Source organism: Bradyrhizobium sp. UFLA05-112, from assembly GCF_053572325.1.
This window is the reverse complement of record NZ_JBANBK010000005.1, coordinates 1-14,897: the sequence shown is the minus strand read 5'-3', so window position 1 is coordinate 14,897 and position 14,897 is coordinate 1. Positions and strand designations below refer to the sequence as shown.

Genomic DNA, 14,897 nt, shown 5'->3' with positions numbered 1-14,897 from the left:
GGGTGTCTCCGCAGGCGAGAACCCCCAAGAGGAAAGAGCCCCCACCCGGCCTCCCCCGCAAGCGGGGGAGGTGAAGAAAGAAGCTCAGCGCTTGTTGCGGATCGGAACGTTCATGTCCTCGATCTTCAGCTCGCGCACCGGCTCGAGGATGGCCCAGGCAACGTTCGGATCGACCTTGACCTTGAAGTGATACATGCTCTGGAGCGCCTGATGGTCTTCTTTGCGGAACACCATCTTGCCCTTCGGCGTGTCGAATTCCATGCCTTCCATCGCCGTGATCAGCTTCTCGGTGTCGGTCGACTTCGCCTTGGTGACGGCGGCGACGACGGACATCGCAGCGGCAAAGCCACCCGCGGTGAAGAAGTCCGGCGGCGCGTTGAAGCGCTTCTGGTGCTCGGCCACCAGCCAGTCGTTCACCGGGTTCTTCGGGATGTCATAGTAGTAATAGGTCGCGCCTTCCATGCCCGGCAGCGCCTTGTATGCCGCGAGCGCCGGCAGGATGTTGCCGCCGGTCGAGAGCTCGATGCCGTAGCGTTTCGGATCCATGTCCTGGAGCTTGGCCAGCGGATTGCCGGCGCCCGCCCAGATCACCCAGATCACCTTGCGGCCCGGCTTGTCCTTTAGCGCGTCGAACAGACGCTGGCCGACCGCGGTGAAGTCGGTGGTCGAGGTCGGGGCATATTCTTCGGCAGCTAACGTCGCGCCGGTCTTGGCCAGCGCCTCCTTGAAGGCGGCGACGCCGTCGCGGCCGAAGGCATAGTCCTGAGCCAGCGTCGCAACGGTGACGCCCTGCTTGCCGATCGCGACCGCGTTGGAGATCGCGTCCTGCGAGGAGTTGCGCGCGGTGCGGAAGATGTAGCGATTCCACTTCTCGCCGGTAATCTGGTCCGCGACGGCAGGCTCGACGATCAGAATCTTCTTGTTCTCTTCGGCAACGGGCAGGATCGCCAGCGCCGCGGCCGACGACGTCGTGCCGATCGCGATATCGACCTTGTCGTCCTGATAGGCTTCGGCGAGCGCGGCCTTGGCAAGGTCCGGCTTGCCCTGGTCGTCCTTGGTGATGATGACGATCTTGCGACCGTCGAGCGTCATGGTGCCCTTGGTGGCGTATTCAAAACCCATTTGCAGGCCGGTCTCGGTCTGCTTGGCATAGGCCTCCAGCGGACCGGTCTTGCCGTAGATCAGCGCGATCTTCAGGTCATCTGCGCGCGCGGCGGTGGCTGCGGCGAGGCCAAAAATCGTTGTTGCTATGGTTGTTGTTATTATGACTGGTAAACGCAAGATGGTCCCTCCTGATTGATTTTGTTGGGCAACAGCGATTTGCACAGCGCGGCGAACATTGCAATTCAACCTTCCGCCTGAAATCGCGCATGCAAGGCCTGCATCATTTTTGAGCCTGCCGCGCGCCGCGTGACGCGCCGTCATCGCGTCCGTCCGTCCCTTCGATCTGCCGCCAGTCCGACTGCGCTTCGGCTGCGCTCTCGAAGATGTGCGGTGCTACGCCGCGCTTCTCCAAGGCCTCGCCGAGCTTGATGCGCAGGAACCCTGAAGTCGTATAGCGCGACACGCCGGAATAGAAGCGGTCGACGAGGCTGCGGACCATGGCCGAGTAGTCGTCCATCAGCTCGGGGAGGATCGAGAAGTTGTCGTAGTTGACGATGGCGTAGACCCGGCGGCCGAGCGGGGCGAGCCTGGCCTCGACGATCCGCGCGATGGCGTCGATATCGGCCTTGCTGCGCAGGGGATAGCGTTCCAGGTTGACGAAGAACAGGTTCTGCTGCTCGTCCAGCGTGAAGCGCTGGTCGAGCGGGATCGTCAGAAGCCGTTCGCGCAGCTCCATCAGATCGTCGCGGAAAATGCGCGCGTCCATCGGGGCGGGGTCGCGCGGGATCAGCGGCTTGAAGTCCATCAGGCGCAGGATGTCGCGCTCGATATCGATGCCGGGGGCGACCTCGACGAGCTCGAGGCCGTCGGGTCGTAAGCTGAAGACGCAGCGCTCGGTGACATAGAGCACGCGCTGCCCACGCGCCGCCGACACGACGCCGCTGAAGGTGACGTGCTCGACATGGTCCACGAACTTGCGCGACTTCGCTTCCTGGACGATCGACAGCCTGCCGTCGCTGACCGCAATGGCCTGCTTGCCCGCGCCGAAGGTGCCGACGAACACGACCTCCTTGGCGTTCTGGCTGATGTTGATGAAGCCGCCGGCGCCGGCAAGCTTCGGTCCGAACTTGCTGACATTGAGATTGCCGGCACGATCGACCTGGGCAAGGCCGAGGAAAGCCGCATCGAGCCCGCCGCCGTCGTAGAAATCGAACTGGTAGGGCTGGTCGATCACGGCCTGCGTGTTGATCGCCGCGCCAAAGTCGATTCCGCTGGCGGGGATGCCGCCGATCACGCCGGGCTCGGCCGTCAGCGTGATGAGATCGATGATCCGCTCCTCGTTGGCAATCGAGGCGATTCCCTCGGGCATGCCGATGCCGAGATTGACGACGCTGTTGGCCTTCAATTCGAAGGCGGCGCGGCGGGCGATGATCTTGCGCTCGTTCATTGGCATTGCGGGGAGCGACGTGGCACGCACCCTGATCTCGCCCGAGAAGGCCGGGTTATATTGCGTGCCAAAAGTCTGCCAATGGTGCTCGGGCTTTGCCACCACGACGCAGTCGACGAGGATGCCGGGGATCTTGACCTGGCGCGGATTGAGGCTGCCGCTTTCGGCGACCCGCTCGACCTGGGCGATGACGATGCCGCCGGAATTATGCGCGGCCATAGCGATGGCGAGCGCTTCAAGCGTCAGCGCCTCCTTCTCCATGGTCAGGTTGCCGTCGGGATCGCCGGTGGTGGCGCGAATGATCCCGACATGGATCGGAAACGTCCTGTACAGCAGGCACTCCTCGCCGCCGATCTTGATCAGCTCCACCATGTCCTCGGTGGTGCGCGCGTTCAGCTTGCCGCCGCCGTTGCGGGGGTCGACGAAGGTGCCCATGCCGACGCGGGTGATGTGGCCGGGACGGTGCGCGGCGATGTCGCGGAACAGATGCGTGATGACGCCCTGTGGCAGGTTGTAGGCCTCGATCTGGCCCGCGATTGCGAGCTGCTGCAATTTGGGGGCAAGTCCCCAATGCCCGCCGATCACGCGGCGGACCAGGCCCTCATGCGCGAAATGGTTGAGGCCGCGATGCTTGCCGTCGCCCTGGCCCGCCGCATAGACCAGCGTCAGATTCTGCGGTTTGCCTTGCGTATAGGGCGCATCGCCCTCGTTGGAGAGATAGAGCTCCTCCAGCGCAATCGCAATCTCCTCGGCAAAGCCGATGCCGACGAAGCCGCCGGTGGCGACCGTGTCGCCGTCGCGGATCAGCATGACGGCTTCCGCCGCCGTGACGATCTTGCCCTTCTCGGAATTGCGTAGGTAAGGCAGAGCTGGGTGCTGGCTCACGGCGTTTCTCCCGATCCCTGGACCGCATGCCGTTATTGTTGCTCTAAAGCATGATCCGGAGAAGTGTGAAGCGGTTTTCCGGAAAGATCATGCTCAAACAACAACCTAAAGCGCGATGACGATTCTACCTAATCTCATCGCGCTTTGGTCGATCTTATCGCGGGGAGCGACCCTCGAACAGGCCGCTCCCTGCGGCGCTAGACGAGGCTCAGGCCGCCCAGGCCTGAGCTGTTTTGCGTGTTTCGGTGGCGAAGTAGACCGACACAATGGTGATGATCGCGAGCACGATCATGTACAGTGAGATCGGCCAGGTTGCCGGCGCATAGGCCGTCATCAGACCGGTCGCGATCAGCGGCGACAGCGCACCGGCGAAGATCGAGGCGAGATTGTAGCCGAGCGAGACGCCGCTATAGCGCACCTTGGTGCCGAACAGCTCCGACAGGAAGCTCGCCTGCGGGCCGTACATCGCCGCATGTCCGACGGCGAGACCCAGCACGATCGCGATCCAGGCGGCTTGCGGATTCTTGGTCGACAGCAGCATGAACAGCGGGAACGACATCAGCGCGGAAAAGACCGCGCCGAAGATGTAAACCGGCCGCCGCCCGACGCGGTCGGAGAGCGCGCCGAACGCAGGGATCGTGAACGTCTCGATCGCGGCCGCGATCAGAACGCCGTTCAGCATGTCCTGCTTGTTCATGCCGAGCGATTGCGTCGCATAGGCGAGCACGAAGGTTGCATAGATGTAGAAGAAGCCGTTCTCGGCGAAGCGCGCGCCCATCGCGAGCAGAATGTTCTTCGGATACATCCGGATCGCCTCGAGGATCGGCATCTTCACTTCCTGCTTGGTGTCCTTGACCTTCTGGAACTCCGGCGATTCCGCGATGGTGAAGCGGATCCATAGGCCGACCAGCACCAGCGCGATCGAGAACAGAAACGGGATGCGCCAGCCCCAGGCATAGAGCTGCGCGTCGGTCAGCATCGACGAGACGACCGAGAACACCAGCGTGCCGAGCACCAGGCCAAGCGGCGCCCCGAGCTGCGGCCAGCTCCCGTAAAAGCCCTTCTTGTCCTCGGGCGCGTGCTCGACCGCCATCAGCACGGCGCCGCCCCATTCGCCGCCTAAGCCAAAGCCCTGGATCAGGCGGCAGGCGACGAGCAGGATCGCGGCCCAGATGCCGGCGGTCTCATAGGTCGGCAGGAAGCCGATTGCCGCGGTCGCAGCGCCCATGATCAGAAGCGTCAGATAGAGCATGGTCTTGCGGCCGATCTTGTCGCCGTAGTGGCCGAACACGACGCCGCCGAGCGGGCGCGCGATGAAGCCGAGCGCATAGGTCGCAAACGCCAGCAGCGTGCCCATCATGGGGTCGAAGGTCGGAAAGAACAGCTTGTTGAAGATCAGCGCGGCGGCGGTGCCGTAGAGGAAGAAATCGTACCATTCGATCGCCGTGCCGATCAGGCTCGCAGTGGCGACGGTGACGTGCGATGGCTGCTTTGCCTGAAGCTGATTGACTGTGATCGCTCCACTCATCTTGGGTTCTCCCTGTTTTTGCCAAGCGCGCACTTGCAACATGCGTCTTTGTGCAGAGCGAAAAGCAAGCTCCGCGCCAGATGCGGCGGTTGTGGGCAAAGTGGCTGAAAACCCGGCAATTCGCGCATCGGCGACGGGAAGGGAGCGCGGTGCGCAGTGTCCGGAGTCTGAGACTCCGGACACTTTCAGTCTCGAAACTCAGACGGAAGCCGGTCCCGAGGCGAGGCCGAACTTGGCGAGCTTCTTGTAGAAGGTCGCGCGCGAGATCTGGAGCATCTTTGCGGCTTCCGAGATCTGGCCGTTGCTGGCGGCGAGCGCCTGCTCGAGCGTGTGCTTCTCGAACTCGGCTTCCGCTTCGGCATAGGGGACGATGGTGCCGCCCGTGCGGACCTGCGCCACAGGTCTGGTGTCCCCGACGGGCAGGATGCGGGCAAAATCCTCGCCGGTCAGCCGTCCCGAGTCGCTCAGGATCAGCGCGCGCTCCAGAATATTGCGGAGCTCGCGGACGTTGCCGGGCCAGTCGTAGCGGGCAAGCGCGGCGAGCGCGCTCGGTGTGATCTTCGCGTTGACGTAGTCGCCGGTCGCACTGATGTCCTCGAGCAGTCGCGCGCAGATGTCAGGAAGATCGCCGAGACAGTCGCGCAAGGGCGGCAGGCCGATCGAGAGCACGTTGAGCCGGTAATAGAGATCGGCGCGGAACGCGCCGTCGCTGACACGCTTGTGCAGATCCACATTGGTCGCGGCGACCACGCGCACGTCGATCTTGGTGACCTTGTCGGAGCCGAGCGGCTCGATCTCGCGCTCCTGCAGCACGCGGAGCAGCTTGGCCTGGAGCTGCAGCGGCATCTCGCCGATCTCGTCGAGGAACAGCGTGCCGCCATCGGCGATGCGGAATTTTCCCTCGCGGCCCTTGCGGTCGGCCCCGGTATAGGCGCCCGGCACTGTCCCGAAGAATTCCGACTCGATCAGCGTGTCGGGAATGGCGGCGACGTTGACGCTGACGAACGGCTTTTCGGCGCGGGAGGAGGCGTTGTGGATGGCCTGCGCCAGCATCTCCTTGCCCGTCCCGGTCTCGCCGGTCAGCAGCACGGTGACGTTCTGCCGCGCGGCGCGCGCCGCCAGCTCCTTGGCCTGTGCGATGCCTGGCGTCGCGCCGACGTAATCGGCAAAAGTGAAGCGTGCGGCGCGGACATGCGACAATTGCCGCCGCGCCAGTCGCAGATCGCTCTCGAGCTGAGTGACACGCGCGAGCAGCGGCTTCAGGCCCTCGAGGCGGTCATAGAGCACGAAGCCGATGGCGCCGATGATGTTGCCGCGCTCGTCCTCGATCGGCATGCGGGTGACGACGAGCTGCTCGCCGCCGAGCTCCATGATGTCGAGGATGATCGGCTCGCCGGTCTCCACCACCCGCCGCATCAGGCTGTTGGGAATGATCTCCTCGATCGGACGTCCGAGCGCCTCGGACTCGTGCGAAAGGCCGATCGCGGTGACGTATTTCTCGTTGACATAGACCACGCGCCCGCTGCGATCGATCGCAATGGCACCCTCGCAGAGATGCTCCAGCCGCTCGAACAGCGTCTCCATGGCGCGGGCGCGAATATAGGCGGAATCGCTGACGACGGAGGCGGACATGGCGTACCTCGGTGGCTGCCAAGCGAGGCAAGCCCGGACGTTCGCCTGCTTCTTAGCAAAAGGCCAGCAATTTCAAAGGGCGAAAACTCGTCCAGCACGTCGTCCTGGACAAGCGCAGCGAAGCGGAGCGCAAATCCAGGACCTCCGCGCGAGCGCTCTGCGCTCGTCGCGATTACCACAGGAAGTGGTTTGGCGAAGACTCGTGGTTACCAGCTCGCGCCACGACTCCTTCCTGGGGTTGTGGGTCCCGGCCTTCGCCGGGACGACACTGAGAATGTTGCACCAGCGCCGACCCTATCGCCGGTATCCGCTCGCGCGCGAATAGCCCTGGCGGTTCTGCTGCGCCGGGCGGCTTGCGGTGCTGACGCGCGCTTCGCTGGCCGCGGGCGTTGCGAGCTTCAGCTCCTCCAGGAAGATCGGCCGGGCGAAGTAATAGCCCTGCGCATAGCGGATCTTGGTCGCGGCCTGGAGATAGGCCAGCTCCTCATAGGATTCGAGGCCTTCCGCGATGACTGTCATGCCCAGCGCCTCGCTCAAGGATTCGATCGCGCGCAAGATGCCCTGGCTGCGCGGGCGCTTATGGATGTCGGTGATGAAGGAGCGGTCGATCTTGAGCTCGTCGGCCGTGATGTCGGCGAGAGCCGAAAGCGAGGAGTAGCCGATGCCAAAATCGTCGATGGAGATGCCGACGCCAAGCTTGCGGAACATCGGCAGGATCTCGGACTGAAAAAGATTCGTGGCGACGAAGGCGTCCTCCGTCACTTCGATCATGAAGCGTTTCGGAAAGCCGGTCTCGTCCAGCGCCCGCGCAAAAGAGCGCATGAATTCGGGATTGCCCGCCTGCTTGGCGGCGATGTTGATGCTGATGCTGGCTTCCGCGCCAAAGGTGTCGTTGATCAGGTCGATCGACCGCACGATCTCGGCCAGCACGAGATGGGTGAGCTCGTCGATCAGCCCGAGCTCGACCGCGAGGTTGATGAACGAGCCCGGTGCCTGGATCACGCCCTCGTCGTCGCGCAGGCGCACCAAGGCCTCGATGCCCTTCACCGCCTGCGTGCGGATGTCGACCTTGGATTGGAAAGCGCAGCAGAAACGCTTCTCGAGAATGGCGAGCCGCAGCGACTGCTCGATCTTCATGCGCGCGAGCGCCTCGCGCTCCATGCCGGAATCGAAGAACGCGGCGGAGCCCTTGCCGTCGTTCTTGATGCGGTACATCGCGATGTCGGCATTTTGACGCAGCACCTCGAAGGAGCGGCCGTGATCGGGATAGAGGCTGACGCCGACCGAGGTGGAGGCGAAGATCTCGGAAGAGTCGATGAAGAAGGGCGCGGTGAGGCGTTTCAGCGTCGCCTGGATAAATTCGGCGACCTCCTCCTCGCTCTTGATCGGCGAGAGCAGCAGCAGGAATTCGTCGCCCGAGATCCGCGACAGCATGTCGGTTTCGCGCAAGTCGCGGCCGAGCCGCTTCGATAGCTCAACCAGCAGCGCATCGCCGACCGAATGACCGTAATAGTCGTTGATGTGCTTGAAATTATCGATGTCGAGAAAGGCGAGTGCGAAACGTTCGCCGCTGTGCTCGCGCGCCAAAATGCCGTTGGCGCGGTGCTCGATCACGCGCCGGGAGGGCAGGCCGGTGAGCTCGTCGAAATAGGCCGAGCGAAACAGCTGGTCCTCGAAATTCTTCTGCTCGGTGATGTCGGAGGAGGTGGAGATGAGGAGATCGCGGCCGGCAAGGCGGACCGGACGATGGGTGGTGAGCAGGACCTGGCGCGCGGTGCCATCATGGACGGATTCCTCGGCCACCACCGGCTGGCCGCCCCGCATCGCCTGCTGGCAGGCCTGGCGGCGCTGCGCCAGGTCCGGTGTGGGCCGGTTGCCATCCATGCCGAGATGGCGGGCGGCGGCATCGTTAACCAGAATGAGGTCGCCGCGCGCGTCCTGCACGGTCACGCCGGCAGGCAGCATTCTAACGATTTCCTTGAGAAATCCGAGCTCGGCATCAGTCGCGCCGCAGTATTTGCTGTCGTCCATAGAATTCATGAATCTTGTTGTTCGGGCGCGGCTTTGTAATGGCGCGATCTTGCCGAAGTCCCTCTTAGTTTTGGTTAAGGGATACGCAGAAATACAGGCGTGGTTTCCACAACCTGTTCGCGCCGGCACGCGCGGCACCCATCGTCATTAACAGAGTATCAACGGCACCTGCGAAACCGCGAGGAATGCGCGCGGACTGCTTTGGCTTTGCCGCCAAAGTGTCAGGATTTGGGAATGCGACATTGCATGATGCAATGAACGCCGCTCTTCAGGTATGAGATCTCGGTCTTGCCGTCGAAGGCGATTAGCGCCGATTTCAACAATTTGGTGCCGAAGCCCGGTGCCGAGACCTTGTCGACGCTGGGTCCTTCCGTTTCGTCCCACGTGATGGTGAGACGATCGTCGGAGACGGTCCAGGACACCTGCAACAGGCCGCGTGGTGCAGAAAACGCACCATATTTGCTCGCATTGGTGGCGAGCTCGTGAAACATCAGTGACAGCGTGACCGCAAGCTTTGCCGGCAGGAACAGCCGCTCGCCGTTCAGCGAGAAGCGGACATGGCCGTAAGGGCCGAGCTCGGAAATCAGGAGGTCGCGTATGTCGCAGCCGGAATTGTCGACGCGCGCGATCAGATCGTCAGTTGCCGCCAGCGACCGCAGCCGCGGATCGACGCGGGCCCAGACCTGCGGCTGGTCATGCAGCACCTGATGCAGCACCGCGTGCACGGTCGAGAGCTTGTTCTTCAGCCGGTGCTGCAATTCGTCGACCAGGAGCTTGCGATAATCCTCTTCCTCGATAAGGCGCTTGGAGATCCGCCGCTGCTCGATGAGCAGTGAGCGGTAGTGCTCGACGCCCCAGATCGTGAGCGCGGTGACGGCCCAGTACAGCACGAGCAGGACGAAGCGCGCGGTGTCGGCATGGGCATCGCCGAAATTCAGGCTGACGCCAAGCACGCCGCCGATCAGCGCGGTGATGACGCCGATGCGCAGGCCCCCGAATGCGGCGGCAAAGAACACGGCCGGAAAATACGGCGTGAAGAAGATGTCCGGCCGCACCTGGGCGAGGCCCCAGCGCACCAGCGTCGCGAGCACGAGACAGATCGTCGCAAAGCCGACGCTGAGCGCCAGCGAAGGCGGCGAGATGCCGAGCCAGCCTTTCCGGAATTCGTCGACCAGTTTCATCATCTGCCGTTCAACCGCAAAGCGAACTCGGAAGGCGGGCTGCAAATGAAGGCGCTGCACAGGCCGCCTGCGCAAGCATAGCTTGCCCCGGCATTGGCAGGCGGGACTATTGGCCCTTGGAACGACGACACCGCGCAGTGCCGGTCGATTGGCCTTGAAGCATTCGAAGACAGGAACATCCCATGGGCAGGCTGGAGCGACCAGCAGAAGTCTTTGTCGCTGAAGGTGCCAAAATTGTGATCGCGAGGTGGCGTATACCGGAAGGCGAGGCAGGGCGGGATTCGTAGGGTGGGCAAAGACGCGCTCTTCGCGCGTCGTGCCCACCATCTCTCCACGATTGCGACAGACGTGGTGGGCACGCTTCGCTTTGCCCACCCTACGATCTCGACGATGTCACACCGCCTTCACCACAACCCGCAATCCGTCGCGCGGCTTCGGGATCGGCCACATCTGCCAGTCCGGCTTGTAGCCCGGCTCCAGCGATACCTCGAGATTCTGCAAGAAGTGCCGCGCAAAGCATTTCGCCTGCATGTAGGCGAAGTGCAGGCCGAGGCACATATGCGCGCCGCCGCCAAAGGGTATCCAGGCGAAGCGGTGACGGTTGCGCTGCGCCTCCTCGGTGAAGCGTAAGGGATCGAAATGATCCGGCTCCGGCCAGATGTCCTTCATGTGATGGGTATAGAGCGGATTGACGCCGACCGCCGTGCCGGCCGGAATCGTAAACCCCTTGAACGTGAAGTCGCGCATCGCGCGGCGCGGCATCGACGGCACCGGCGGCTTGATCCGCAGCGCCTCCTTGAACGCCATCTCCGACAGCGGCATCTTTTCGAGATCGTCGAAGCTCGTCGGCGCGCCAGCCGACAGTTTTAGCGCCGTAACCTCGTCGCGCAGCCTGCTTTGCCATTCCGGATGCGCCGCGAGCTCGCCGATGAAGGACGTCAGTGACGAGGTCAGCGTGTCATGCGCGGCCATCATCAGGAAGCTCATATGGTCGATGATGTCCTGCTCGGAGAGCAGCGCGCCATCCTCATGGGTGGCGTGGCAGAGCTGCGAGAACAGGTCCTCGCCGCCTTGCCTGGCGCGGCGCAGCGGAATCTGCTCCCTGAAAAAGGCGACGATCCGCTTGCGCCCGTTCACGCCGCGCGCCATCTGCGTGCCCGGCAGGGGGCGGCGGATCGGGGTGACGGCGGCCGCCACCATGTCGACGAAGGCGCGGTTGATTTCGTCGACCTCCGGCCCGATATCGGCGCCGAGGAACGACGTCGCGGCGAGATCGAGCGTGAGCTGCTTCATCGCCGGATAGATCTGCATCACGCCCGGCTTCGTCTTCCACTGCGCCACTCGCGCCGCGATGCCCTTGTCGAGATCGCTGAGATAGGACTTCATCGGCCCGGACTTGAAGGCGACCGACAGCGCCTTGCGGTGCAGGCGGTGCTCGTCGAAATCGAGCAGCATCAGGCCGCGTGGAAACAACAGGCCGAGCACCTTGTTCCAGCCATGGGTCGAGGAGAACAGCTTTTGCTGGTCGAACAGCACGAGCTCGTTTGCTTCGGGCCCGAGCAGCACGACATTGGTCTCGCCGAAAATGTGGGTGCGATAGACCGGCCCATATTTCGCCCCGGCCGCCTCGATGTGCCCCTTGGGGTCGGCCAGCACCTGGAGCGTCTTGCCGATGATCGGCCAGCCCTCGTCACCCGGAATGTGCTTGAGCTCGTTGCGCCTGGGGGCGGTCCAGCTGATCGCGGGCGAGGCCACACTCTGCATCGACATGGCGTTGGCTCCGGTTGTTGACCGAACGGGATCGTGCGACCACGCGGCCGGCTACGCAGTCAGCATAGCACAGTTGGGGCGGAACCGATGTGACGGCGTTCGCAAGCGAATGCCGCGGACCCTAGGCCTGCCTTTTCGCCGCCTCCTTCTGCAAATCCGGCGCGTTGACGGCGGGGATCGCGACGCGGCCGGGGCCGGTCTGCTTCAGGGCCTCGGCGGCCTTCTCGTTCTCCATGATCTTGGCCATCACCGCCTGGCCCGCGCGCTCGAAGATCGCACGGTTCTCGATCACGAATTTTTGCGACCTGCGAAGTCCGTCGATGTAGCCGTTGATCTCGGGCACCACATAGCGCGCGACCATGTCCCAGCTCCGGCGCGTGGCTTCCGGATTGGCCCAGTCGTGCACGAAGCCGATGATGGCGCCGACGCCGCCGGACACCTCCATCACGTTCTTGATGGTATTCACGAGATCATAGGGCGTGCCGATGGTGGAGGCCGCGCCGTCGACGAAGGCGGTCTTGTCCACGGCCTCGTCCGGCGAGGAGAACGCGGTCAGGCCCGGCCGTTGCAGCGTGCCGACATTATATTCGTTGTGCCAGCGCATCAGCCCGGCGCCGGCCTCGCGGCGGGCCTGCTCGCGGGTTTCGGCGATGTGCCAGGTGAGCAGCACGCGCCAGTCGGCGCGATCGACCTTGGTGCCGTGCTTTTTCGCGGCATCCTCGGCGAATTCCCATTGCTGACGCAGCGACATCAGGCCCTGCGTCGTCATCGAGCCAAGCGAGATGATGCCGATGCCATATTTGCCGGCGAGCGTCATGCCGGAGGGTGAGATCTGCGAGGCCACCACGAACGGCATCTCCTCCTGGAGCGGCAGGAGCTGGAGCGCGGCGTCGTTCATCGTGAACCAATCACTCTTGGCAGTGACGCGCTCGCCATTGAAGAGGCGGCGGATAATGGCGATCGCCTCGTCCTGACGGTCGCGCTGCGTCATCGGGTCGATGCCGAGCGTATGTGCGTCGGATGCGAGCGCGCCGGGGCCGGAGCCGAAGATCGCGCGTCCGCCGGTCATGTGGTCGAGCTGCACCATGCGCTGGGCGACGTTGAACGGATGGTGATAGGGCAGCGAGACGACGCCGGTGCCGAGCCTGATGCGTTTGCTGCGCTCGCCGGCCGCTGCCAGGAACATCTCTGGCGACGCAATCATCTCCCAACCGGAGGAATGATGCTCGCCGCACCAGAACTCGTCATAGCCGAGCGCGTCGAGTTGCTCGACGAGGTCGAGATCGCGCCGGAACTGGAGCATCGGATGCTCCCCGATCGGGTGATGCGGGGCAAGAAAGGCTCCGAATTTCAGGCGCGCCATGGCGTTCTCTCCGGCTGAATTTTCTGTTTGTTTGGTCCGCGAAGCTACGTGCTCGCGCATGCGAAGGCAATCGCGCCGTCTCCCGCGCGGCGGAATGCAGCTATGTGCGGGGATGAGAGCGACCGTGCTTCTTTTCTCTCTTGCCGCAGGCGGAAGGAAGAGTGCGCGAATCCTACCTCGGAGGTAATCGCTCCGCTGCATCCAATCTGAAAGCATCCGGCCAGAGAAATTCGAAACGGGCGCGTGCCAATGCATCGGATCGTCGCAAAGCCGCTGGATTCAAGTCGCCGCTGGTGGGTGTTGGCGATCGTGGTGGCCGCGCAGTTCATGTTCGGCGTCGACGCCTTCGTGGTCAACGTCGCGATCCCGACCATCGCGGTCGACCTGCATGCGACGCCGGCGCAGATCGAATCCGTGGTTGCGATCTACCTGATCGCCTATGCGACGCTGGTGGTCACGGGCGGTCGGCTCGGCGACATCCATGGCACGAAGAACGTGTTTCTGGCCGGTGTTGCCGGCTTCACGCTGACCTCGCTGTGGTGCGGGCTTGCGCAATCCGCTTCCGAGCTGATCATCGCGCGGCTGGCGCAAGGCGCAACCGCGGCACTGATGGTGCCGCAAGTATTGGCGACGTTGCATCTTCTATTTACTGACGGGTCGCGCCACCGCGCGTTTGGCATCTATGGCATCGTGCTGGGGCTCGCCGGTGCCGCCGGCTTCCTGCTCGGCGGCCTGCTCTTGACGATCGACCTTGCGCATGCCGGCTGGCGCTCGGTGTTCTTCGTCAACGTGCCGTTCGGCCTCCTCATCATCGCCGCCGCGATGCGCATCATGCCACAGGCCACGCGACGAGTCGGCACGCGGCTCGACGTCGCCGGCAGTCTTGTCTTGTTCGCAGGCTTGTTGTGCCTGATCGGGCCGCTGCTGTTCGGCCACGATGCTGGCTGGGCGCCGTGGCTCTGGGGCGTGGTGGCCATTGGAGTCGCTATGCTCGCGTTCTTCCTGCGCCTGGAGCACGCCGTGGCGCGGCGCGGCGGCATGCCGCTGATCGATCTCACGCTGTTGTCGGACTCTGCTTTCCTGCGCGGACTTGGCGCCGCGTTCTTTTTCTTTCTCGCCAATCTGTCCTTCTACCTGATCATGACGCTGTTCATGCAAAAGGGGTTGAAGATTCCGCCGCTCGCGGCCGGCAGCGCCTTCATTCCGCTCGCGTTCGCCTTCGTCGTGGCGTCGCGCCACAGCGGCGTGCGGGCGCGGCATCGTGGCACCAAGGTGCTGATCGAGGGCTGCGCGCTTCAGACCGCGGGTCTCGCGGCGCTCGCGCTTCTTGCCTTCTCTGTCGATGCGCCGACGCCGGTCATGCTTGCGCTCACCATGATCATCTTCGGCTATGGCCAGGGTCTCGTGATGGCGCCGCTCTCGGGTGCCGTGCTCTCGACGGTGAAGCCTGTCGCGGCAGGCTCGGCATCCGGCATGTACGGCACAACCATTCAGATCGGGAATGCAGCCGGTGTCGCCGCAATCGGTGCGGTATTCTTTGCTGTCGAATCGTTGCACTCATCGCGTGCAGGTTTTTTTGTCGCGATCGCCCTGTTTGCGACGTTAATCATGATCTGCGTCGCATTTCTGACATGGATGCGCCGCGCGCCCGCATGAACTCTAGGCAACGTTGTCGATTGCGTAGTCGAATTGCCCGTTAATTCACGGGGATTGACGGCACACAGACTTTTTATTTTGCGTCGCAGCAACTATCTGTTTTGGGGTGGCGTTGGAAGTTGCCCCATCAGGAGCTGTCGGTGTCGTTAACCAGGAATGTCGATCTCTTAAGACGTCTGCCAAAGCTGGACGGTCTGCGCTTTGCCGAAAACTTGCGCGGCACGGGCCAGCACAGTCCGCTGACGGAGATCACCGGATTCGGCTCTAATCCCGGAAACCTGCGCATGTTCGCGTACGTAC

At 63.4% G+C, this 14,897-nt stretch carries 9 protein-coding genes; 1 reads left to right on the top strand and 8 read right to left on the bottom strand.

Features of this window, described 5'->3' with window-relative positions:
- Positions 1-84 precede the first annotated feature (84 nt).
- The 8 genes from SO180_RS04365 to SO180_RS04330 all read right to left on the bottom strand — a co-directional run bounded on the left by SO180_RS04365 (position 85) and on the right by SO180_RS04330 (position 12,941).
- Positions 85-1,266 (bottom strand): substrate-binding domain-containing protein, encoded by a 1,182-nt coding sequence (locus SO180_RS04365; RefSeq protein WP_449377703.1) that lies wholly within the window; start codon positions 1,264-1,266, stop codon positions 85-87.
- Positions 1,267-1,384: 118 nt separating this feature from the next.
- Positions 1,385-3,436: an acyl CoA:acetate/3-ketoacid CoA transferase gene (locus SO180_RS04360; protein ID WP_449377592.1), complete on the bottom strand. Its 2,052-nt coding sequence runs from the start codon at positions 3,434-3,436 to the stop codon at positions 1,385-1,387.
- 208 nt (positions 3,437-3,644) lie between these two features.
- On the bottom strand, positions 3,645-4,964 hold the full coding sequence (locus SO180_RS04355; protein ID WP_449377591.1) for an MFS transporter: 1,320 nt from the start codon (positions 4,962-4,964) through the stop codon (positions 3,645-3,647).
- 198 nt (positions 4,965-5,162) lie between these two features.
- Positions 5,163-6,596, bottom strand: a complete 1,434-nt coding sequence (locus SO180_RS04350; RefSeq protein WP_449377590.1) for a sigma-54 interaction domain-containing protein — start codon at positions 6,594-6,596, stop codon at positions 5,163-5,165.
- Between the two features lie 294 nt (positions 6,597-6,890).
- Complete coding sequence (locus SO180_RS04345) at positions 6,891-8,627, bottom strand: putative bifunctional diguanylate cyclase/phosphodiesterase (protein WP_449377702.1); 1,737 nt, start codon at positions 8,625-8,627, stop codon at positions 6,891-6,893.
- Positions 8,628-8,848: 221 nt separating this feature from the next.
- Entirely contained in the window at positions 8,849-9,811 is a 963-nt protein-coding gene (locus SO180_RS04340; protein WP_449377589.1) for a sensor histidine kinase, read from the bottom strand.
- A 390-nt stretch (positions 9,812-10,201) separates the two neighbouring features.
- Positions 10,202-11,578 carry a cytochrome P450 gene (locus SO180_RS04335; RefSeq protein WP_449377588.1) on the bottom strand — a complete coding sequence of 459 codons (1,377 nt, stop codon included), beginning with the start codon at positions 11,576-11,578 and terminating at the stop codon, positions 10,202-10,204.
- Between the two features lie 121 nt (positions 11,579-11,699).
- Positions 11,700-12,941 carry an LLM class flavin-dependent oxidoreductase gene (locus tag SO180_RS04330; RefSeq protein WP_449377587.1) on the bottom strand — a complete coding sequence of 414 codons (1,242 nt, stop codon included), beginning with the start codon at positions 12,939-12,941 and terminating at the stop codon, positions 11,700-11,702.
- A 249-nt stretch (positions 12,942-13,190) separates the two neighbouring features.
- Between SO180_RS04330 and SO180_RS04325 the strand changes: the two genes are divergently transcribed.
- Complete coding sequence (locus SO180_RS04325) at positions 13,191-14,597, top strand: MFS transporter (protein WP_449377586.1); 1,407 nt, start codon at positions 13,191-13,193, stop codon at positions 14,595-14,597.
- Positions 14,598-14,897: the final 300 nt, after the last annotated feature.